Annotated in this window: 18 protein-coding genes; 6 read left to right on the forward strand and 12 right to left on the reverse strand. The window is 57.6% G+C overall.

All coding sequences use genetic code 11. The features are described from left to right. Positions 1-1,268: 1,268 nt before the first annotated feature. From L6439_RS23890 to L6439_RS23900, 3 genes are all read right to left on the reverse strand, one after another. Positions 1,269-2,258: a D-2-hydroxyacid dehydrogenase gene (locus L6439_RS23890; protein ID WP_213471177.1), complete on the reverse strand. Its 990-nt coding sequence runs from the start codon at positions 2,256-2,258 to the stop codon at positions 1,269-1,271. Positions 2,259-2,295: 37 nt separating this feature from the next. After that, the gene (locus tag L6439_RS23895) at positions 2,296-4,428 is read right to left on the reverse strand and encodes a DNA topoisomerase III (RefSeq protein ID WP_168182650.1); all 2,133 of its coding nucleotides are present in this window, start codon (positions 4,426-4,428) and stop codon (positions 2,296-2,298) included. Positions 4,429-4,570: 142 nt separating this feature from the next. Beyond that, the gene (locus tag L6439_RS23900; protein ID WP_168182649.1) at positions 4,571-5,359 is read right to left on the reverse strand and encodes an SDR family oxidoreductase; all 789 of its coding nucleotides are present in this window, start codon (positions 5,357-5,359) and stop codon (positions 4,571-4,573) included. Between the two features lie 205 nt (positions 5,360-5,564). Between L6439_RS23900 and L6439_RS23905 the strand changes: the two genes are divergently transcribed. Beyond that, complete coding sequence (locus L6439_RS23905; protein WP_168182648.1) at positions 5,565-6,272, forward strand: TraX family protein; 708 nt, start codon at positions 5,565-5,567, stop codon at positions 6,270-6,272. 187 nt (positions 6,273-6,459) lie between these two features. Then, positions 6,460-7,197, forward strand: coding sequence for a stalk domain-containing protein (locus L6439_RS23910; protein ID WP_213471176.1), 738 nt, complete (start codon positions 6,460-6,462; stop codon positions 7,195-7,197). Between the two features lie 56 nt (positions 7,198-7,253). Here the strand turns inward: L6439_RS23910 and L6439_RS23915 are convergent, their stop codons facing one another. The 5 genes from L6439_RS23915 to L6439_RS23935 form a co-directional block, all read right to left on the reverse strand. Beyond that, positions 7,254-7,454 carry a twin-arginine translocase TatA/TatE family subunit gene (locus L6439_RS23915; RefSeq protein WP_168182646.1) on the reverse strand — a complete coding sequence of 67 codons (201 nt, stop codon included), beginning with the start codon at positions 7,452-7,454 and terminating at the stop codon, positions 7,254-7,256. 33 nt (positions 7,455-7,487) lie between these two features. Beyond that, entirely contained in the window at positions 7,488-8,219 is a 732-nt protein-coding gene (gene tatC, locus L6439_RS23920) for a twin-arginine translocase subunit TatC (protein ID WP_168182645.1), read from the reverse strand. A gap of 49 nt (positions 8,220-8,268) precedes the next feature. Beyond that, positions 8,269-9,990: a GMC family oxidoreductase gene (locus L6439_RS23925; protein ID WP_213471175.1), complete on the reverse strand. Its 1,722-nt coding sequence runs from the start codon at positions 9,988-9,990 to the stop codon at positions 8,269-8,271. A 21-nt stretch (positions 9,991-10,011) separates the two neighbouring features. Continuing rightward, positions 10,012-10,815: a gluconate 2-dehydrogenase subunit 3 family protein gene (locus tag L6439_RS23930; protein WP_217277225.1), complete on the reverse strand. Its 804-nt coding sequence runs from the start codon at positions 10,813-10,815 to the stop codon at positions 10,012-10,014. A gap of 416 nt (positions 10,816-11,231) precedes the next feature. Then, positions 11,232-11,591 carry a c-type cytochrome gene (locus tag L6439_RS23935; protein ID WP_168179918.1) on the reverse strand — a complete coding sequence of 120 codons (360 nt, stop codon included), beginning with the start codon at positions 11,589-11,591 and terminating at the stop codon, positions 11,232-11,234. 188 nt (positions 11,592-11,779) lie between these two features. On the opposite strand from L6439_RS23935, the gene L6439_RS23940 reads away from it, so the two are divergent. The 3 genes from L6439_RS23940 to serS all read left to right on the forward strand — a co-directional run bounded on the left by L6439_RS23940 (position 11,780) and on the right by serS (position 14,330). Next, positions 11,780-12,259, forward strand: coding sequence for a glutathione peroxidase (locus tag L6439_RS23940; RefSeq protein ID WP_168179917.1), 480 nt, complete (start codon positions 11,780-11,782; stop codon positions 12,257-12,259). A gap of 26 nt (positions 12,260-12,285) precedes the next feature. After that, positions 12,286-12,759, forward strand: coding sequence for a MarR family winged helix-turn-helix transcriptional regulator (locus L6439_RS23945; RefSeq protein ID WP_168179916.1), 474 nt, complete (start codon positions 12,286-12,288; stop codon positions 12,757-12,759). Positions 12,760-13,055: 296 nt separating this feature from the next. Beyond that, positions 13,056-14,330: a serine--tRNA ligase gene (gene serS, locus L6439_RS23950; RefSeq protein ID WP_168179915.1), complete on the forward strand. Its 1,275-nt coding sequence runs from the start codon at positions 13,056-13,058 to the stop codon at positions 14,328-14,330. Positions 14,331-14,517: 187 nt separating this feature from the next. Here the strand turns inward: serS and L6439_RS23955 are convergent, their stop codons facing one another. After that, on the reverse strand, positions 14,518-15,525 hold the full coding sequence (locus tag L6439_RS23955; RefSeq protein WP_213471174.1) for a copper amine oxidase N-terminal domain-containing protein: 1,008 nt from the start codon (positions 15,523-15,525) through the stop codon (positions 14,518-14,520). Between the two features lie 661 nt (positions 15,526-16,186). Between L6439_RS23955 and L6439_RS23960 the strand changes: the two genes are divergently transcribed. Then, entirely contained in the window at positions 16,187-16,579 is a 393-nt protein-coding gene (locus tag L6439_RS23960) for a hypothetical protein (protein WP_213471173.1), read from the forward strand. Here L6439_RS23960 and L6439_RS23965 read toward each other — a convergent pair. From L6439_RS23965 to L6439_RS23975, 3 genes are all read right to left on the reverse strand, one after another. After that, a complete protein-coding gene (locus tag L6439_RS23965) occupies positions 16,563-17,195 on the reverse strand; it encodes a LysE family translocator (protein WP_168178110.1) in 633 nt (210 codons plus the stop codon). The two genes, L6439_RS23960 and L6439_RS23965, sit on opposite strands and share 17 nt — an antisense overlap. Before the next feature lie 269 nt (positions 17,196-17,464). Then, positions 17,465-20,239 carry an endo-beta-N-acetylglucosaminidase gene (locus L6439_RS23970; RefSeq protein WP_168178111.1) on the reverse strand — a complete coding sequence of 925 codons (2,775 nt, stop codon included), beginning with the start codon at positions 20,237-20,239 and terminating at the stop codon, positions 17,465-17,467. Positions 20,240-20,559: 320 nt separating this feature from the next. Further along, a complete protein-coding gene (locus L6439_RS23975; RefSeq protein ID WP_168178112.1) occupies positions 20,560-21,225 on the reverse strand; it encodes a tetratricopeptide repeat protein in 666 nt (221 codons plus the stop codon). Between the last annotated feature and the right edge of the window lie 143 nt (positions 21,226-21,368).

Below are 21,368 nucleotides of genomic sequence, written 5' to 3' on the forward strand. Positions count from 1 at the left end.
AATTTTTGCCCAAATGGCTCGGGGGTCGCACTTCCCGAGCTATTCGTTTGTCAACGGACTCTTGTGTCAGTCTAATACTATATTTTCTGGTTCAAATCTATTTATGGACTCTAGCGGTGGCTTAGTCTAAAACTTATTTCTCAAAGACTGACGATTTATCATGTTAGAAAATCGCGCTACATCAACAGTTCCCGTCTGCAACTTTATTTTATTTGTACATTGACCCTCGTAAGTTCTCCCATCCCATACCATGCTTCTCTTTTATTTCAGCAAAACCTCGCTCTCTCGCCCTATTGTTTCTTTCTTCTGCGCATAATTCCGTTTGTTTTTTCGATATGGCGAAGGTGATCCGCCTCTTCAACCTATTCAGCCCACACCTAGCGACTAATGCGCTTTCCTGCATCTATACTCTCTTTACTTTGGCCCCGGAACAGACAAGCTTTACAGGCTGCCGGGTTCGAGCGATACATTTTAATAACCGTCACGGTGGCTGCTCTGCAAATACGGATTGATCATCCTCAGCGCGCTGGATGGATGGAACGACAACTCGTCGGCCGATGGCTTTTTCATTTGCTCCATTGAAGCTGCGGTACCACCCTCCACTCTAGTCGTTTGGTCCGCCAAAGCTGCAGTATCTCCCTCCACTCTAGTTATTTGCCCTGCCAAAGCTGCAGTATCCCCCTCCACTCTAGTTATTTGCTCTGCCAAAGCTGCAGTATCCCCCGCTCCTGTATTCATCTACTCCATCAAAGCTGCAACAACTCTCGCTCCTGTATTCATCTACTCCACCAAAGCTGCAACAACTCTCGCACCTACGGTCATCTTTCTCCACCGATGCTGCAAAAATGCAGCAATTTCATTGAAGACGAGGTGGTGAAAATAGGATTACTGCAAAATTACAACAATTCCCCTACGGTAAGGCGCAGATAGCGTTCAAAACGGCGAAATGATGCCGTTTTGCAGGATTTTCTCGGAATTTAGCCTCTGGAGGCTAAAAATGCTGCGCCTGTGCAGCATTTTTCATTGGCATGCCAGCTTGCTTCATCTTCGGGCCAGCTTGCTCCATGGGCATACCAGCTTGCTTCTTCCGCGGGCCAGGTTGCTTCACTCAGGGAACAGCTTGCTCCCCAACCTAACCGAACCGGACCTCCTTTCCCAGCCCCGGGTATCATAAGAAAAAGACTATCGACAGGACTTGGTCGATAGTCTGCACCCGGGAACGAATCCCGGGTCAATCTTGGTAAGCGCCGTTATCTGTCCGCCATCCGCTAGCGATGGACGACATGCTGCGGAGCTCCTGACAGATAAGCGCGAATATTATCAGCGGCAATCGCGAGCAGACGCTGCCGGGCCGCTTGCGAGGCCCAGGCCATATGGGGCGTGACGATAAGCCGCTGATGAGGCATGAGCAGCGGATGCGATGCCGGCGGCGGCTCCTCCGCGAGCACGTCCAGCAGCACGCCGCAGAGCCGGCCTGCCCGCAGCGCGTCGGCTACGTCCTGCTCATGCAGCAGCCCGCCGCGGGATGTATTGATAAGCACCGCCGTCCGCTTCATCTTCCCGATGAAGGCCCGGTTGACCATGCCCCGCGTCTCTTCGGTCAGCGGACAATGCAGCGAGACGATATCGGCCTCGGCCAGCAGTTCATCCCGGCTCACGAACCGAATGCCGGTCTCGCTCTCCGGCACGGTGCGGGTGGCCGCGATGACCTTCATCCCGAAGGCCCGGGCCAGCACGGCCACCTTGCGTCCGATCTCTCCGTAGCCGATGATGCCGAACGTCCTGCCGGCCAATTCCGTCTGCGGCGACAGCCAGTAGCTGAAATCCGGCTGGCGGGACCAGCCGCCCCGCTTCACCGAGCGGTCATGCGCTTCTACGCGGTGGCACCAGGCCAGCAGCAGGGCGAAGACGAACTGGGCAACATTGTCCGCCCCGTATCCCGGCACGTTCGTCACGGTGATGCCCTGCGACCGCGCCGCCTCGGCATCGACGATGTCATAGCCGGTCGCCAACACGCCGATATAGCGGAGCGACGGCAGCTTCCGCAGCGTCTCCGCAGACAGCGGCGTCTTGTTCGTCAGCACGATCTCCGCCCCTTGCGCCCGGGCTTCGATCTCCTCCCTATCCGTGCGCGCATGCGCCTCCACATGCACCTCGGCCGCAGAAAGGCCCAACCCTTCCGCGACTGCCGTGCGCAGCACGTCCCAGCTCAGATCGCCGGGATTGAGCGCGTGGCCGTCCAAGATGACGATCCGCATCGCTTATTGCCCCCTTGTTTTCCTCGCTTCCGCTTCGTTATTCGCCGTCCTGCTTCGCCAGCGCCGCCTTGAGCAGCTCGCCCAGATTGTTGCCGAGCGGCTCCTGCTTCTCGAATTGCTTCACCAGCTTCCGCTCTTCATGCTTCTTGATTCGGCCGCCGCCATCCTCCAGCTTCTCCGTAATGTTGCAAGGAAGACACTGCACGAATTTGCCGGCCTTGCCGATCTTGAACTCCATTTTTTTATGGCATTGCGGACAGCGACGGTTCGACAGATTTTTCTCCGCCGAGCGCCGGTATTCGCATTCCTTGCTGGAGCAGACAAGCCACTTCCCGCGCTTCCCCTTGCGCTCCATCAGCCGCGATCCGCAGTCCGGGCAATGGCTGTTCGTCAGATTATGCGGCTTATACTCCGCCTGGCTCCGCTTCACTTCGCTCACCAGCTGCTCCGTCATCTGGCGAATGTCCGCCATGAAGGCCGACGTATGGGCCGATCCGCGGGCAATCTGCTCCAGCTCGCGCTCCCATTGCGCCGTCAGCTCCGGCGAGCGAAGCTGCTCGGATACGAGCTTGATGAGCTGGCTCCCCTTGCCGGTCGGCTGGAGCGAAGATCCCTGGCGTTCGATCGTGTCGGAGGAGACGAGCTTCTCAATTATATCCGCCCGGGTCGCCGGCGTGCCGAGCCCGTATTTCTCCATCTGGGTCAGCAGCGTGGCTTCGGTATACCTGGCGGGCGGCTTCGTCCGTCCGCGCCGGGTGAAGACGCGCTTCGCCTGCAGCCGCTGGCCTTGGGCCAGGCTCGGCAGGCGCTGCTCGGCCCGGTCCCCTTCATCGGCATCATCCTCGTCATCCGCCAGATCCCAATCGTTTTCATATGCCTTTTTCCAGCCGTTGTCGATGACCGTCTTGCCTTTCGCATGGAGCAGTTCCCCGCCCATATCGATCGTGACCGCGACCTGCTCGTAACGGACCGGAGGCAGGAACAAGGCGAGGAAACGGCGGGCGATCAGATCATAGAGCTTGCGCTCCTCCGGAGACAGATTGGCCAGCCGCAGCGGCTCATCCGTCGGAATGATCGCGTGGTGGTCCGTCACCTTCGCGTCATCGACGATGCGCTTCGTCACATGCAGCTTCCCGCGCAGGAGCGGCTTCGCGATCGCGGCGTACGGGCCGACGGCCATCGCGTCCAGCCGCTCGGGCAGCGTTCCCGTCATATCGGAAGACAGGTAGCGGCTGTCCGTGCGCGGATACGTCACCAGCTTGTGCTGCTCATACAATCGCTGCAGAACATTCGACGTCTGCTTCGCGGAGAAGCCGTAGCGCCGGTTCGCGTCCCGCTGCAGCTCGGTCAAGTCGTAAGCGAGCGGATGCGGCTCGCTCTTCTCGGTCTTCTTCAAGCCGGAGATGACCGCCTCGCGCCCTCTCAGCTTCTCGGCCAGCGCCGCGGCCTCTTCCAGCCGGAACAGTCGCGCATCCCCGCCGGAAGCGCGCCATGCGGCCTCGAAGCCGCCGAAGTCGGCGTGAACCGTCTCATAGTCCTGCGATTGGAATTCCCGAATCTCCTGCTCGCGCTTCATCAGCATCGCCAGCGTCGGCGTCTGCACCCGGCCGGCGGACAGCGGGGTCTCGAACTTGGTCGTCAGCGCCCGCGTCACGTTCAAGCCGATAAGCCAATCGGCCTCGGCGCGGCAGCGGGCCGATTCATACAGCCGATCGAACGCCTGGCCGGGCTTCAATTGGCGGAAGCCCTCCCGAATCGCTTTGTCCGTCTGGGAAGAGATCCAGAGACGGTGGAACGGCTTGTTCCACTTCACCATCTGCATAATCCAGCGGGCCAGCAGTTCCCCTTCGCGCGCCGCGTCGGTCGCGATGATGAGATCCTTCAGATCCTGACGCTTGCAGAGCTGCTGGACCGCCTTGAATTGGTGGGATGATTCCCGCAGCACCTTCAATTTCATCCGATCGGGAATGATCGGCAGATCTTCCAGACGCCAGGTCTGGTATTTCTTATCGTAATCTTCCGGCTCCGCCAGCCCGACGAGATGGCCCAGCGCCCAAGTGACGACGTAATCGGCGCCTTCAAAATACGTTTTATGCGAGTTGCGGCATCCGAGCACGCGGGCGAGCTCCCGCGCGACCGAAGGCTTTTCTGCCAGAACGAGTGATTTCATGCGTCCATTCCTTCCTTATCGATACTCTGAACCCATTATAGCATGGCGTTCAACCGCGGTGCGTTCTTCCCTCCGCCGCCAACGGACGCAGCCCCGAGGGACACTTCCCCTCGGGGCCCGCATGGCGATGCATCATGTCGGCTTAGAGCGATCGGACGGCTCCTCCGTCGGCCAACAGCGCCTGGCCGGTCATATAGCTGTTGGCCGGCGAGGCGAGGAACGCGATCAGCCTTCCCATCTCCTCCGGACTGCCGTAGCGGCCGATCGGGATGCGGCGGCGCTGCTCCTCCGCGATCTGGCCGGCCTCCACCTGCCGCGCTTCCGCAGCCAACTCATCCAATTGGAGGACGCGATCGGTCGCGAAGCGGCCCGGGCCGACCGTATTGATCAAAATATTGTCCCCCGCCAGATCCGGAGCCAGCGTCTTGGCAAGCCCGAGCACGCCGACCCGCAGCGTGGAGGAGACGACGAGATTCTCGATCGGCTCCTTGTGCGCGGAGGAGGTCACATTGACGATGCGCCCGAACTTCTGCGCGCGCATATAAGGAAGCACGGCACGTATGGAGCGAATATAGCTGAGGAGCGTCAGCTCGAAGCCGTGCTGCCAGGCCGCGTCATCAATCTCGTCGAAGGTTCCCGGGGCCGGCCCGCCGCAATTGTTGACGAGAATATCGATCGTGCCGTGCCGCTCTCCGGTGACGGCGACGATGCGTTCGATATCTTGCGGACGGGTAATATCCGCCACGACGGCAAGCGGCCGGCTTCCTGTCCGAGCCTCGATCTGTCCCGCCGCCGCGCGAACGGTCTCTTCCCGGCGCCCGACCAGCGTCACGCGCGCGCCTTCCGCCGCGAGCTCGGAGGCCGCAGCCAATCCCAAGCCTTTGGATGAGGCCAGCACGATGGCCGTCTTGTCCTGCAGTTGCAAATCCATAGATATCCGACTCCTCTCCTGAAAATGCGGCAAGTCCGCCGATCGGCGCGGCAGACTCAACATGCGCCTACGATGTTGTTACCGACATTATACCAAATTCAACCACTTTATTCGCAATCCTCCTCATCGTTTGTGCTATGATTTTAGGGAATGGGCCGGCGGTGGCCGGTACCGCCGCGGCGCAACCGCAAGGAGGGATTCACCAATGAACGCGTTCACGCTGAAGCTGCTCGCGCTAGCGCTCATGCTGCTCGATCATATTCATTTTTATTTCCCGGAATCTCCCGATTGGTTCCATAGCGCGGGACGGCTGGCCGCACCCGTCTTCTTCTTCTTAGCGGCGGAAGGCTACGCCCATACGCGCGGCATCCGGCGCTATATGCTGCGCATGTTCATCTTCGCGCTGGTGATGGCGGGGGGCAGCGAACTGCTGACATTGGCGATGCCGGGCGGGACAATCGACAACAACATCTTCCTCTCGCTCTTCGCCGCGCTCGTGCTGATGGCGGCATTGGACTGGGCGAGAGCCTCAAGCCAGACATTGAGCGGCATCCTGATCTGCGGTGCGATCATGGGAGCGATGTTCTTCGTCGAGTACAGCTTGCTGGCGGTATCGATGGCGCTTGTCTTTCATCTGCTGCGGGGCTCTAAAGCGATGATTCCGGCGTTCGTCCTCTCTTCCCTCGTATTCTCGCTCGCGCCATACGCCAATGTGCACGCAGAGGAAATGTGGACAGCGCATTACCTGTTTGCGGTGAATCCGCAATGGATGATGATCTTCGCCATCCTGCCGATACTTGCCTATAACGGAAGACGGGGACCCGACCAGCCGTGGGCCAAATATGTATTCTATCTATTTTATCCCCTTCATGTATGGATACTGTATGCCATCCGCTGGCTGGCCGCGGCATAGGCTTGCATCTTTAACGCTCAGGCATTTAGCGTACCAAGTGCATAAACGATATCCATAATCGTTCTTTAAAGAGAGGAGCCAAAATTGAAACCGAAAAACTAGACTCAAGCAGGAAAATCGGTCCAATCTAAGGTAAAATAGTCCTACGACCGATAGGCTGCATACATAACTTTCAAGGAGAGATCATATGAAAAGCAGGTTTTCAATCGCAATAGGGGCCGCGCTGCTGCTCGCTTGCGCTACCGGAGTGTACGCCTCCGGGTCGTACAAGCTGATCGTGGACGGGAAGAAAATCGATGCGGATATCCGGGACATCAACGGAACCGTCTATGTGCCGCTGCGCACGGTCTCGGAAGCGCTTGGGGCCGATGTTCGCTATGAGAAGGCAAGCCGGACGATCACGCTCCATTCGTCGCCGCATGCCGTGCCGGCGGCCCAAGATGCGGGGGCGGAAGCGCGTATGGCATCCCGGAAGCACCCGGCTTCGCTGGGCGAGACGGTTGTCTTTGCCGCGGGCACCGGAGCCGCCGCGATGGCGACAGGAAGCATAACCGTCGAGGAGATAGTTAGAGGTGAGGAAGCATGGGAACAAATCTACGCGGCAAACCGTTTCAATAAAGCGCCTCGCAAAGGCTTTGAATACATATTGGCCAAAGTGACCGTCAGCATCGACTCTCATGCCAATCCGGATGCGGCGATGGACGTCAACGCGTTCGACTTCACCCTGGTGTCATCCGACGGGGCCGATTATCCGGCAGTGGCCGTCGTCACTCCGGATCCTCCGCTCCGGACGAAGATCTATGTCGGCGGCACCTATACGGGATGGGCCGCCTTCCAGGTCAGTCAAGACGACGCGGAGCCGCTTATCGCGAACGGCCGCAAAGCCGACGGCACAAGCGGCCTGTGGTTCAAAACCGTTCCATAAGGACGACGCTGCCGCAGCATCCCCGGATTGGGAGGCGGCGGCAGTTTGCGTCAGGCTTATGGCAGCTTTTTCAGCTCGATCGTCTCCCGGTCTTCGTCTTCCTTGCCGTCGTCGGCCAGGCCGCGGGTGGAGTTGCGGAATTCCCGCAGCGTATCGCCGAACGCGCGCCCGAGCTGCGGCAGCTTCGCCGGGCCGAAGAGCATCAGCGCCAGCATGAATATAATGACCAGGCCGGAAATCCCGATATTGTTCAGCATCGGAGGACACCTCCTTCCTTCAAGATGTGAGGGCTATGGACTGGCAGACGAGGCTTCCAGCCGGCGGGAATAGGCAGCGGACAGAAAAATGCTCAGTTCGAACAGCGCGATCAGCGGGATGGTCACCGACAAATGGGAGACGACATCGGGCGGCGAGATGCAGGCCCCGGCAATCGTCAAGCCGAGATAGGCGGGCTTCCGGATGCGGCGCAGCCTATCCGGCGCGATCAGCTCCAGCCGGGTCAGGAACAGAACCACGACCGGCATCTCGAAGGCGATGGCGAGCGGGAAGACGATATTGAACATCAACGTGAAATAGCGGTCGATCCCGTACATCTCCGCCGCCCCGATGCTGCGGTTCATCTGCATCAAAAATTCCAGCATCATCGGAAACACCAAGTAATAGCTGAAAGCAACCCCCAACAGGAACATCAGGAAGGAGGCGGGCACATAAGCCAGCGCCGCCCGCGCTTCCTCTTCCGTCAATCCCGGCCGGACGAACGCCCATAGCTGATAAAAGAGAACCGGCAGCGACAGCAGCACGGCGAAGAGCAACGCGCATTTCATATAGACGAACAGCCCATCCGTAAAGGCAAACACGTTCCATTCAATCCCGAGCCGGGCTGGCCGCGACTTCAGCAGAAGCAGCAGCCGCGGCGATAAGCAGAGCCCGATGCACAGCATCGCCATGAACCACGCTGAGAACACGATCAGCCGTCTGCGCAGCTCGGTCAAATGCAAAATCAGCTCTTCCTGATTATTCATTCGCTCTCGCCCCCTGTCGGTGAAGCAGAGGACGCGAAGGGTTCCGCATTTACGCCAGCGGTCCTTCCTGCTTCATATATTTGAGAATGCCCTCTGCCGCGCGATAGGCCAGCGCGCCTACGGTGGCGGTCGGGTTGTACCCGCTGTTATGAGGGAAGGCCGACGCCCCGACGACGAACAGATTATCCACGTCCCACATTTGCATGTAATTATTGACGGCGGAAGCGGACGGGTCGCTTCCCATAATGACGCCCCCCGTATTGTGCGTCGACTGGTAAGGCACGATGTTGTACGGGGCAAGCTGCCCGTTCGAGCCGATCTTGCTTGGCTTCATCTCCTGCATAATCTCCTGGGACTTCGCCGCCATGAATTTCACCAGCTCCCGATCCTGATCCTCGAAATCATAGGTAATCCGGATCTGAGGAAGACCATAGGAATCCTTGTAGGTCGGGTCCAGGTCCAGATAATGATGCCGCCACGGCATATTCGCCCCCTGCGGAGCAATCGACAAAGTCCGGTATGCATAGTGGATTGAGGCTTGTTTAAAATCTTTGCCCCAGGACGGAACGCCTTCCGGCGTCGAATTGTTCGCGATCGGGCGAAGGCCGGTCTGAGACAGGCGGATCCCCGCCCCATGAATGAAGTTGAGATCGCTATGATCGAAGTTGTCGCCATTCAGATCGTCCACCTCGATGCCCAGCGCGCCGGCGCCCGCATAGGTATTGAATTCGCGGTCCTCATAGAAGCCCACCGCGGCCCCGCCGTTCACCTGATATGCATAGTTCCGGCCGATGACTCCCTGCCCGGTGTCCGGATCGTAAGGTGTCCCCAGATTCGACAGCAGCAGCAGCTTCACGTTATTGAAGACATAGCTGGCCAAAATGACGACATCGGCCGGCTGAATGAACTCCTTCCGCGTCACGGTATCCACGTACACGACGCCCGTCGCTTTCTTGCCGCTATGTAAAATCTCGGTCACGTTGGAGTTCGTCCGGATTTCCAGATTCCCCGTCTTCTCGGCGACCGGAATGACCGTCACGACCGGATCGGCCTTCGCTCCGTACTCGCATCCGAAGCGCTCGCAGAAGGCGCAGTATTGGCAGGCTGCCCGGGCGATCCCGTCCGGATTCGTATACGCTTGCGACAGATTCGCCGACGGCATCATGTACGGATGATAGCCCAGCTTCCTGGCGGCTTCCTCGAACATCGCGATCGCCGGCGTTTTTTTCATGGGCGGCGTCGGGAACGGGTTGGATCGTTTGCCGACCATCGGATTTTGCTCCTGCTCCCCGGAGATGCCCGCCATTTTCTCGAACGTGTCGAAATAAGGCTCCAGTTCGTCATAGGTAATGCCCCAGTCCTGAATGGTCATGCCGTCCGGAATCTTTTTCTTGCCGTAGCGTTCCACCGTCTTCGTGTAAATCTCGAAATCATACGGCAGAAACCGGAAATACTGGCCGTTCCAATGGATCCCCGCGCCGCCCAGCCCTTCTCCCATCAGGAAGGAGCCGTAGCTTCGCATCGGCAGCGCCCGCTGGCTTTGTTTGTTGCGGAACGTGACCGTCTCCTTGGACAGGTCCTGCATCAATTCATAGCGCTGGGCGTAGCGCAGCTCATCGTGGACCATAAAATAATCTTCCGTCTTGCGGCTTTTGCCCCGTTCCAGCCCGAGAACCTTGATGCCGGCCTTGGTCAGCTCGGAAGCGATGATTCCTCCCGCCCAACCCATGCCGACAATGACGACGGGCACTTTCGGTAACTTCGTTGCCATTGCATCGCTCTCCTTACGTGGTTATGAATGTTGGGTCATATGGCTGTGCAAGCTTTGCGGTTCAATCTCCACGAAATCGGGCTTGTCAATAATATTGAGATAACTCATCTGGTTGCCCGGGTACCGACGCATTCTCCATCCCATCATATTTTTGTTCCCTCCGTAGAGCGGATCGGCGTAGACGCCTTCAAGCGTCAGCGCACGCAGCATTTTGAAGAAGGCCCCCGTCGTCTCTCCGTTATCGAGGAGAGCGTCCTTCCCGGACTCGAACGCCTTGAGCACTTCATCCTGCTCACTCGCTTCCAGCTCGGTGAAGGTCTTGCCGTAATGCTTCGTGCTGTACAGCTCCAACGCGTCCAGGCCGAGCATGAACAGCTCATGATGCTTGATGCTCGGAAATCCGCCTTGCGTCGGCTCGCCCTTGAAAAACGGCCCTTGCATATATTCGCGCGCATTAATGCCCCACTGGCCCGCAAGCTGGTGGTCGATATAATAAGCAACCCCCAGCTCGGCCGCGCCCGGCCCCAGATCGTCGGCCGGGAATATCCGTTCCACGGCGGCTTCCGTTAGCCGGAACTGCCGCTGATTGAAATACATCAGCGCTTGGTTATGATCCGGCGCCTGCTGCGGCGCCGGCTGATTCGGACCGGGCTGCGTTCCGGCTCCCGGCCGCACGGAACGATCGATCACCGCTCCTACGACTCCCCCGACTACGGCCCCGCCCAGCGCCGCCCCGGATACCTTCAGGAATTGGCGGCGGGATTGGTCGCGGGCCTGTCCTTGCGGTCTGCCGCTCTGGTTGCTGTGTTTCTCAGCCACGTTCATCCTCCCTTTTCTAATAGGTTGTTTAAAAAGTCCGCTTTTGATCGCGAAGTAATCCGGGAAGCAGCTTGAAAGCAGCTTGACATCGAATCTTGCATTCACTCTTGAAGTGCAGTGCTCATCAAGTCTGGCCTTCACTCCGCGCTTCCTCGCCAGTTTTGCGGAGCCAAACTCACGGCGAACGCATCCGCTTCGCGTTCAAGCAACTTTCTCGGCGCTGAAAACCGTTCTTTTTAAACGGGTCTGAATCTATGCAGGTTTCCTTAATGTACGCTTACTATTTCCGTTCACAGGAACAATATGCATATTCGCCACGGGTAGCCAGCCTCTGTCCTTCCCGAATGGCGGCACGAAAAAGGAGCGGAGAAAACCTGGATCTCCACTCCTTCGTACCGCATGGCGGGGGACGGCGCATGCGCTTATTTTTTGGCAGACAGCCACTCTACCAATGCGCTGATCTCATCCTCGCTCAATACACCCTTGAACGCGGTCATCCCGTTGCCTCCGTTATGGATAACGGCCGAGATTTCTTCCGGCGTACGCGTCGCCCCGACCTTTTGCAGATTCGGTCCGACTTGTCCTTCCAGATTGGCGCCATGGCAGACCAGGCAGTTCTGCTTATAGACCGCCGCAGCGTCTACGGCAGCGGGAGGGGGCGTCGTCTGCCCCGGGGCCGTTCCCTGATTCGTTCCGGCCCCTTGATTATTCGGGGAGCCGCAAGCGGCCAATCCGATGACAAGAGCCGCAGCGGCGATAATCATGGTCATTTTTTTGAACATATCTTCATCCACCTCTTATTCATGCCGGGAATACGGTTAGCATACCCACTCGTTGTCTGTTCATGTATCCAGCGTTTCTCTCACAGTTAAATTGTGTACAATCTAATTGACCACAATTTTTGATTGTGCTATAAATAGGGTAGTAAGTTGATACGTTACTTTTAGTTAAGCAAAGGAGCGGATGGGTGATGGCAACGGTTTACGATTTTACGGCAAAGAAGCCAAGCGGCGAATTGACGTCCTTGCGGGAGTACGAGGGGCAAGTTCTTCTTATCGTCAACACCGCGAGCAAGTGCGGGTTTACGCCGCAATTCAAGGAGCTGCAAGCCTTGTATGACAAGTTCAAGGATCGCGGCTTCGCCGTGCTTGGATTTCCGTGCGCGCAATTCGGCAATCAAGAGTTCGAGAAGACGGAGGAGACGATGGAGTTCTGTCAGGTCAATTACGGCGTCACCTTTCCGATGTTCGCGAAGGTGGATGTCAAAGGGCCAGACGCCGATCCGTTGTTTGCCTATCTGACGAATGAGAAAAAAGGGCTGTTGGGCAGCACCGAGATTAAGTGGAATTTCACCAAATTCCTCGTCGGCAAAGACGGACGCGTCGTGGATCGGTATGCTCCGCAGACGAATCCCGCCAAGCTGGAAGATGAGATCGCGGCCCTGCTGTAGCGGGGCCGAAGTTAGGAGTGGTTGCGATGAAGACATCCCATCCCCCGGAGCCGGATGAGCGGCTGAAGCTCGATAATCAGCTCTGCTTCGCGATCTATGCGGCTTCCCGGGAATTGACGAAGCTGTACCGGCCGCTGCTGGAGCGGCTGGAGCTTACCTACCCGCAATATCTCGCCCTCCTGGCGCTATGGGAGCATGACGGCATGACGGTGAAGGAATTGGGTCTCCGCTTATATCTGGACTCCGGCACGCTGACGCCGATGCTGAAGCGCATGGAGCAGCAAGGGCTGATTCGCCGGGCCCGCGCCGCAGAGGACGAGCGCAAGGTGATCCTCTCGCTGACCGGCAAGGGCCGTTCCTTGAAAAAGGAGGCGGCCTGCATCCCTGCCCGATTGGCGGAGCTGGCTGACCGTACCCGGCTCGATCCCGCCCGCCTCCTGCAGGACATCCGCACGCTGCTGGAGCATTTGTCGCAGCTTCCTCCGCAGCGGGCCGAGTAACGGTTTGACTTCTCGTTAAAATATTCTATAATAGGGATCAATCATGATACAGCCATCACGCCAATGAAGAGCATCCAACTCGGAGGCGTTCTCGACCGGATATGGGCGGCATTGTATGCCCGCCACAGTCTCTAAGTGAACCGGGCCCGCCCGTTATCGCGGAACCAAGGGGATTCTCCTCCGCCTGAGCGGGAGCGGGAATCAAGTTGGGTGGCACCGCGAGCTAGCGCTCCTCGTCCCAATCGGATGAGGGGCGCTTTCTGTTTATTTTCGGTAGAACGAAGGAGATGTGACGTATGCTGGATATCAAATGGATTCGCAGCCGCCCGGATTTGGTTCAAGAGGCCGCCCGGGTCAAAGGAATGGAGTTCGACGTGAACGAATTGCTTCAATGGGATGAAGCGAGAAGGACGAGACTGCAGGAGGCGGATGCGCTCCGTCAAGCCCGCAATGAGGCATCGAGCCGCATCGCGGCCTGTCTGCGCGATGGGCGGCGTGACGAAGCCGAGGCGTTGAAGGCGAGCGTGCGGGAGATGAACGAGACGCTGGAGCGTCTGGAACGGGAGCTGGGGGAGGCGGAGCGGGAGTACCGCCGCTGCATGCTGCTCGTTCCGAATCTGCCGGCGGCGGATTCGCCGGTCGGCGCTTCGGACGCCGACAATGTGGAGCTGCGGCGCGTCGGCGAGCCGCCCCGCTTCGACTTCGAGCCGCTTGATCATGTCGAGCTCGGCGAGCGGCTTGGCCTGATCGACACGGAACGCGGGGTGAAGGTCGCGGGCTCGCGCAGCTATTACTTGCGGGCGGCCGGCGTGCTGCTACACCGGGCGGTGCAGCAGTTGGCGCTCGATCTGCTCGCCGGCCGGGGCTTCACGCTGCTGGACGTTCCGCTCCTCGTGCGGGAGGAAGCCCTCGTCGGCACCGGCTTCTTCCCGCTTGGCGAGGAGCAGACGTACGCGCTCCCAGAGGACGGCCGTTGGCTCGTCGGCACGGCGGAGGTCAGCCTCGCCGCGTATTACAGCGGCGAGATCGTGGACGTCAGCGAGCCGATTCGGCTGGCCGGGGCCTCGTCCTGCTTCCGCCGCGAGGTTGGCTCGGCCGGCCGGGACGTGCGCGGCCTGTACCGGGTCCACCAGTTCGCCAAGGTGGAGCAGGTCGTCCTGACGCGCGGCGATGCGGCGGAATCGAACCGGATGCTGGAGGAGATGGTCGCCCACGCCGAGGACATCCTTCGGGCTCTGGAGCTGCCTTACCGCGTCATGGACGTATGCACGGGCGACATGTCGCAGAAGACGTATAGACAGTACGATATCGAGACGTGGATGCCCGGGCGCGCCGCGTACGGCGAGACCCATTCGGCCTCGAATCTGCTCGACTTCCAGGCGCGGCGGCTGCAGATCCGCTACCGGGACGAGGACGGCGGGCTTCAGTACTGCCATACCCTCAACAACACGGCCGTAGCCAGCCCGCGCATCCTGATTCCGCTGCTGGAGAACCATCAGCAGGCGGACGGTTCGGTGCGGATTCCGGAAGCGCTGCGTCCCTATATGCGCGGAATCGATCGCATCGAATAAGCGCGCAATGCACAGCGGGAACCGCTCAATGGATACGGCTAAGCGCGCAATGCACAGCGGCAGCCCCCGGGAATGGGAGGCTGCCGCTTTTTTTGCTCTGATGTGCTTAGTTGGCTTGTCCTATTGGGGTTGACCCTAGTTTCCGCTCTTGTCCGCTTCCTTGCTCTCGCCGCCGCCTGGAGCCTTGTTAGCGGTTTTGCCGGGTTCTGCTGGTGTTTTTGCTGGCGGTTTTGTCACTCCCTTCAGCGGCTGCCGCATCCTTGCGCTTCTCGCCGGCAATGGCCGTGACCGCGTCCGCAGAGGTTCGCAGCGAGCGCTTCACCTCGAAGGTACCCAACTCGGCCGCCTTGCCGTCCTTGTCGATTTTTCCATATTTGACCGTGTCCTGAACCGGGAACGTATGCTGAAAATAGATCAGCGTCTCCTCCCCTTCCGGCCTGTTCCCGCTCTCCTCCAGATAGGCGCCTGGATTAGCCGTCGTGCGTCCCTGCCATAGCACCTCTGCCAGGCCGTCCTCATTGACGGCGATGTAGCTTTTGACGTCTTTCACCGTAGAGTAGTAGCGCAAAGCCTCTCCTTCGGGAAACTCGATCTTGACTTCGAAGCCTTCCGTCCGGTACGGCAGTTCCCGGTTCGGGAAGACGAAGGGGAGCAGCAAGGCCTCCTTCCGGGCCTCCTCCAGCCCTCCGGTGCGGAGCACCTCATCCCGCCGAACTCGTTCCGGCGTCCGGATAATCGCCGTGCGCTTGCTGTTGTTCCATTCCACTTCGCCGCCCAGCGCCTCGCTCACGAAGCGGAGCGGCACATACGTATGGCCGTCAATGATTTTGACCGGGGCCGCCAACTCCACTTCCTTGCCGTTCACCCAAGCGACCGTCTTATCCGCGATCAGCTTCACGGCATTCGTCTTGCCCTTGGAAAAGACCCATACCGTCTTCGAGGCCGCATCCCATTTGTACGTAATCTCCTGCTCGTTCGAATTGCCGAAGTAACTGTAATCGTCAAAAGCAAACAACGGAACCATGATGTAATTGCGCTCCCATCGCCATTCCGTTAGCTGAAATCCATTCAGGTACACGTTGGCCTTTCCGCCGGCCGCCGTCTTGCCGGCCGCTTCCGCGTTCCCCGGCTCCGCTAACAATCGGAATCCCAAACCGATGACCAGACATAATCCGGCAAGCATCCATTTGCGCATCGCTTCCTGCTCCTCTCGCATTCGATGTAGGTCCTGGTCGTGCTTCTATTAAAGGGATTCGCTATTCATTCCTCCGAACCCTTCTTCCAGATGCTGCAATCGGCGAAGAATTGAGGAAAATGTCGCGAGATCAGGGGGATGACGCATCAGCCGCGAAAAACTGCAAAACTGCAGTATTTCTAGGGGGTGGAAGTAGCGTAGAGAGGGAATCCTGCAAATCTGCATCAATTTTCGGCGGATAATGATGATTCCTTCGTGTAGAGAAGGAAATGATGTACTTTTGCAGGAATTCTGCCGAATTTACGTTGTCACCAGATAAAATCCTGCAGATTTCAGGCTGTTGGAAAACCCCTGTTTTTTGTGAAGGGGTGGAGAAGGTCCATTTTCCTCATCCCAACCTTGGCTCTTAGGGCGTTTTAAATCGGTTTTTTTCTACCGGGAGAAGAGATCTACATTACAGACAGGTGAAAAGTCCCATAGACTACTCAATGGCCTGATTTTACGGGATCCAACCGACCGCGTCGGATGCTGGGGGCATCATCGCCTTCAGGAAGCATTATCAGCCTGCTGGAAGCACTATCGGCCTGCTGGAAGCATCGTTGCCTCCTGGGGCTTGGACGTGCGGAGGAAATTGCTGCTATTTTACAGGAATTTCGGCTTAATGAGTCCCCATCCCGAGGAATTGCTGCAAATCTACATCATTTTAGGCCCTTTTGCTTCAAACCGAAGCGAAACGGGGGAAATTCCTGTAATTTTGCAGGATTCCCTTTCTGGAATAGTCGTCCATATCGAATTGCTGTATTTCTGCAGGATTTCGCTTACCGAATCGGCGTGCCTGGAAAAATCGTGGAGTTTGCGGATTTCGCCTGCCGGATGGGCGTGTCCAGGGAAATGGTGCAGTTTTCAGGATGGTGGAAATATCCATTTTCCTGCTCAAAACTTCTTTCTCAACAGCCTGGGATTTGCAGCTTTGCCCTTGCCGTTACGAGGAATAAGTTTTATGCGTGATGGGTGGTCCGGCCAACTAGATATGAAACTTAGAGTATTCCTTTGATGGCCATAATAAACTCATATATAAAATAACCCGCAAAGCCAAATAAGATGAAGCCGGCGATGATGGATACTCTCTTAATCATCGTTCTGCTCATGGCTTTCCTCGTGACCGCCACAATGGCAAGCAAACCAACATCATGGACGAGGATGCCGGCTAAAATCCCGGCCCCGACAATTAAAAATTTGGCCGGTTGTGTCGTATCATACGAGTCCGAAAGCACCGCTCCAAACACGGAAATCCAAAACACGAGATTGCCCGGCGATACCGCTACGAGCAACCCGTTGCGATAGGAGCTGAAGAAAGATGTGTTCGGTTTATCGCCAGCGAGCGCAATGTCTTGATCCGAGTTTTTGATGGAATCATAGCCTAAAAACGCCAAAAACCCTGCGCCGATAACCCACATCGGGATTTGAATATAAGGTATGGCGAGCACGGAAGCCAAGCCCATGTATAAGGCTATAATTAAGAAAAGATCGATGGTCATACCGCCCAAGCCTACAGCCCAACCATGCATAAACCCCTTTTTCAGGCCTTGCTTCGTCATTTCAACGGTCATGGCCCCTACGGGCATCGCAACGGCAAGCCCTGCCAGCAGATACGTGAAAAATAGATTCAATGAATACACTTCTTTCAATTATGATGTCGTTATGATTCCAGATTCACTATAACAATACATGGAATTTAATAATTATGCAAAAATATGCGTGAAAAATCAATATTTATGGCCGGGACTCGATGATCTGCGTGTACTTTTGCAAGAAGAGTCTCTCTATACGTTTGTTATTTTCATAGATTCGATTACCGTTCTCGGGGCCGATCACATCAAAGCAGGCCGGAGCTGTTCCGGCCTGCCTGCTGTCCCCATATTAATCTTGCTTGTCTCTCTTACTCCGCTGCGGGCTTGTTCTTCAAGCCGTGCACTTCCAAGCCGTAAATCCGCGCCGCCGTGTCCCCGCCCTGCGTCGGCTTCTGCACGAGCAGACGGACATAGCGTGCCTCGGTCTTCGCAATGGCGTGCTTGCTCGTCGCCTTGTCGTTGTCGGTCACCGTCACCGCATCGCTCCAGCTCTCTCCGTCCATGCTCAGCTGGATCTTGAACTCGCGCGTGTTGAAGGCAGGAGATTCTCCGCCTGCTTCGGCATGGTGAACGACGAACTGGGTAAGCTCATGCGCTTGCCCCAGATCGACCGTCAGCCAATGCTCGCCGCTGCCGACGGCGCACCACTTCGAGGTCATATCTCCGTCGACGGCGAATTGCGGCGCTTCGCTGTCATTGACAAAGCTGGACGCCTCCGTCTTCGCCCCGGTGGCCAGATCCTCCGAGCGGAACGCCGCCTCTTTGGATACCGTAATCAGCTTCGATTTCGTCATGACGTCTTCGCCAGCCGCGTTTTTGGCCTTCAGCGCAATCTCATACGTTCCTTCCTCCGCATAGCTTACCTTCGGATGGCGCTCCGTGCTGGAAGCCGGCGTGCCGCCCGGGAAGCTCCACTCCCACTCTGCCGTAACCTCGGACGATTTATCCGTCAACTGCACGGCTTCTCCCGGCGCCACGAAGGTCTTGTCGGCCTCGAAGTCCGCCTTCGGCGCCGGATAGGCCGGCCATTCGAACGATACCTCCGACGCGCGGCCTTGCTTATAGTGGCGGTTCACCGGCAAGACCGCCAGCTTCGTCTCCTGCTCCATGCCGCTCCGCTTCATCTCGGACACATAGTAATAGTTGTTGCCTGTCGCTCCGACGAACTCGCGGGAGCCATCCGGCAGGACGCGGTATACTTCGTAGAGCATCGCATCGTCGCCGAGCGGAGCCCAGGTCAGACGCGCATCGGCATAAATGCCGTCGCGCACATCGTTCTCGATCAGCTTCAGATCGGAAACTTGCCCGGCAGCCGCCGCTTTGTCGTTCCGATCGCCAATCTGGAGCCGGCCCAGGTTGACCGCATACAGGTTGCTTCTTTCCTTGCCTTCCACTTGTACCGAGACGCCGACGATTTTCTGGTCCGCATACGGGCTCAAGTCGTAGACGGCACGCGTCCAATCGCCATGAACGCCAGCTTCTTCGGTGGAAGCCGGCTTCACGATCTTGTACTCGTCCGGCGCTCCCTCCAAGGCGACGCCGATGTTAATGTCCGCCGCTTCGCTATTAGGTTGATAGATGAGAGACATTTGCAAGGCGGACGTGGCCGCGATGTCGGTCTTGAACAGCTTCACGTTCGTGGAAGCCCCAGGCGCGACCGTGCCGAGCAGTCTAAGCGAGCTGCCGCCGTAGAAGGAAGTGCCGAAATCGAAGCTAGGCTTCAGCTTCTGGCCCTGCTCGTCCACCATCCAGCGCCAGGTCGGCAAAATGTCCTGAAGGCTCCGGTTGAACCATTCGCGATCGCGAACCTTTTTCCCGTTCACGCTGAATTGCTTCCCGTTCCCCGTATTGAAATGCGTAATAAAGTCCGGCTTCGTAATCACCGTCTTATCCACGATATCATGGGCAATGCCGCGCCATGCGTTGCCTTGCGACTTCGTATCCGACGGGTCCATGTTCTCCCCGACCCAGAGTCTCTGCTCTTTTTCCATGAAATCCTGGTTCGTCTTCGTCGTATTGAACGCCCAGTCCGGACGATATAGACCAAGCGAGGTTACGGCCGTGCCGTCTTCCGGGAACAATACCGGGAAGTTGTATTTGCCCTGGTATCCCCCGCCGCCTTCCAGATCCATGCCCGCATACAGATCATACGGATCGCGCTTCAAGCTGTCGGCCAGCTTGGGCGAGTTCCGGAATGGCGTGACGTAATCATATTGGCCTTCTTTTTTGAATTGCCAGCGGAAGTCGATGAACATCTGATCCGCGACCCGCTCTTCCCCGTCCTGGAAGAACATGCTGTTCTTGTCCGTCAAGGCGCCCTGCCATTTGACCGGCCCTTCCTTAACCATCGAATCGTACCAGATGATTTCCATATGGGACGGCTTCTTTTTTTGCAGATATTTCAAGAATTGCTGCATAAGCTGCGCATCTTCCGGCGTCGCCCCCTGCGTCTCCTGGTTGATGAACCATCCGTCGAAGCCGTAATACGTCGCGGCTTCAATCAGCTTGTCCGCCACCGGGAACGATCCGTCCTCCTTCTGCTGCACCAGATCGCGCAGCCATTCGATCTTGCCGCCGTGCTCCTTCTGCGGCAGGAAAACGGTTCCATACACCGGAACGCCGTTTTTATGGCCTGCATCGATGACATCCGCGCTCGGAGGAACAATCAGCCCCTCTCCTGCCGAGCCGCCCCACATAATAAGCTTGTCCACATACTGCCAGTAGCTGAACGCATAGCCGTGGAACTGATCGTTCCCTTGCGACGGCGCTCCGCTCGTGCTTTTGTACATGGAGGCGAGGGCCATGACCTTCGGCTCCGTCTTGGCGTTCGGATTCACCTTGTACCCCTGAACCCGGTCGGTATTCAGCTTCACCGAGCCCCGGTTGAATGGCGCGTCCTTGTCTGTCTGCGGCGACCACTCCAGCAAGGTATCCGGATACCAGTAGGATGAATGCGGCTGCGCGGCCTGGGCTTGTCCGGCCCATCCGGTGAGCGCTCCGGCGATCATCGCCGTGCTGAGCAATACGGCAAATTTGCGCTTCATATTGCTGCGCGACAGAACGGTTGGTTTTAGGCGTTTCATGAAAAATCCCTCCAAATAGTCCATTATGTATACTTTTCGCATCGATATAATTGGTGTCCGCTTTGCACCGCGGCCCCTTGAGCCGCAGCGAAAAAAGATAACGCTTCCATGCAACGACAAATCCCATTGTAAACGTTTGCGCCGCAAAAAAAAGGGCAATTATCCCCAATCGGACAATCGCCTTTAATTAATCTCCCGAACCTTTAATTAGTCCACTACTGGGATTTCCGGATTACCCTCTTAATGGGTATGCTCCAAGCAGCAGGGAGCGTTGCCGGCTCTTGCAACCCCTGTGAAGGAATAGCTGGATGTGCGCCCCGCTACCGCTTGAACATGCTTTTGAGCATCCATTTCCGTTCTTCCCTCTTCTTGTAACGCGGCAGCGCGCGATAGATCGCGACGGCCTGGCTCCACGCTTCCCGGGCTTCCTCCTTGCGGCCCAACTGCTCGTACAGCTTGCCGAGGCGGTAATACGATTCGCAGGATGAGGAATGAACCTCCTGATAGGCTTGCAAAGCCTCAATCGCCCGGTTCTTATCCGTCCCTGCATATAAGGAAGCGAGCCGGAGATACGGCTGGCCGTATTTGACCCGGGGGTTCAGCTCCAATGCCTTTCGGATTGCCGCTTCTCCCTGCTCCGGCTCGCCCGTATGCAGCCAGCAGGCTCCGAGATCATCCCAGAATTCAGCCGAATGATCCATCGTCTCCTGCAAGGGCTCCAGCCATTGTCTCGCTTCCCGGTAGGCTCTGCGCTCGATCAGCAGCCGGGCGAGCTCCAACTTGGCGGATACATCATGCGGGTTGGCGCCAAGCTGCTGCTTCAGCTTCCCGATCCGGTTCCTTCGCTTCAGCGGCCTGAACAAGCTCGGCGACAGACCGACAAAGCGCCGGTCGAGCACATATAGAAGGAGCAGCAGCACGATGATGGCTGCAATCGGATTGCCCAACAGCCAATACAGCATCCCAAAGGCCAAAAATTTGCTCACGTTCACATCCACCTCAACTCATAATGATCCGAGTATACCATATTCCGGACCCTGCCCCTACCTGTCCATCCCTGCTTCCCGGGCCTGTTTTTTCGGAACGGTAAGGCGGACGCTGGCCGCTTGCAACCGGGGCAGCGATGGAT

This window comes from Paenibacillus dendritiformis, from assembly GCF_021654795.1.
In the GTDB taxonomy this organism is placed as follows: domain Bacteria; phylum Bacillota; class Bacilli; order Paenibacillales; family Paenibacillaceae; genus Paenibacillus_B.

Coding starts and splice junctions, on each gene's coding strand:
- L6439_RS23890 (WP_213471177.1), bottom strand. CDS start 2,258: ATGCGGATCGTCATCTTGGACGGCCACGCGCTCAATCCCGGCGATCTG.
- L6439_RS23895 (WP_168182650.1), bottom strand. CDS start 4,428: ATGAAATCACTCGTTCTGGCAGAAAAGCCTTCGGTCGCGCGGGAGCTC.
- L6439_RS23900 (WP_168182649.1), bottom strand. CDS start 5,359: ATGGATTTGCAACTGCAGGACAAGACGGCCATCGTGCTGGCCTCATCC.
- L6439_RS23905 (WP_168182648.1), top strand. CDS start 5,565: ATGAACGCGTTCACGCTGAAGCTGCTCGCGCTAGCGCTCATGCTGCTC.
- L6439_RS23910 (WP_213471176.1), top strand. CDS start 6,460: ATGAAAAGCAGGTTTTCAATCGCAATAGGGGCCGCGCTGCTGCTCGCT.
- L6439_RS23915 (WP_168182646.1), bottom strand. CDS start 7,454: ATGCTGAACAATATCGGGATTTCCGGCCTGGTCATTATATTCATGCTG.
- tatC (WP_168182645.1), bottom strand. CDS start 8,219: ATGAATAATCAGGAAGAGCTGATTTTGCATTTGACCGAGCTGCGCAGA.
- L6439_RS23925 (WP_213471175.1), bottom strand. CDS start 9,990: ATGGCAACGAAGTTACCGAAAGTGCCCGTCGTCATTGTCGGCATGGGT.
- L6439_RS23930 (WP_217277225.1), bottom strand. CDS start 10,815: ATGAACGTGGCTGAGAAACACAGCAACCAGAGCGGCAGACCGCAAGGA.
- L6439_RS23935 (WP_168179918.1), bottom strand. CDS start 11,591: ATGTTCAAAAAAATGACCATGATTATCGCCGCTGCGGCTCTTGTCATC.
- L6439_RS23940 (WP_168179917.1), top strand. CDS start 11,780: ATGGCAACGGTTTACGATTTTACGGCAAAGAAGCCAAGCGGCGAATTG.
- L6439_RS23945 (WP_168179916.1), top strand. CDS start 12,286: ATGAAGACATCCCATCCCCCGGAGCCGGATGAGCGGCTGAAGCTCGAT.
- serS (WP_168179915.1), top strand. CDS start 13,056: ATGCTGGATATCAAATGGATTCGCAGCCGCCCGGATTTGGTTCAAGAG.
- L6439_RS23955 (WP_213471174.1), bottom strand. CDS start 15,525: ATGCGCAAATGGATGCTTGCCGGATTATGTCTGGTCATCGGTTTGGGA.
- L6439_RS23960 (WP_213471173.1), top strand. CDS start 16,187: ATGAGTCCCCATCCCGAGGAATTGCTGCAAATCTACATCATTTTAGGC.
- L6439_RS23970 (WP_168178111.1), bottom strand. CDS start 20,239: ATGAAACGCCTAAAACCAACCGTTCTGTCGCGCAGCAATATGAAGCGC.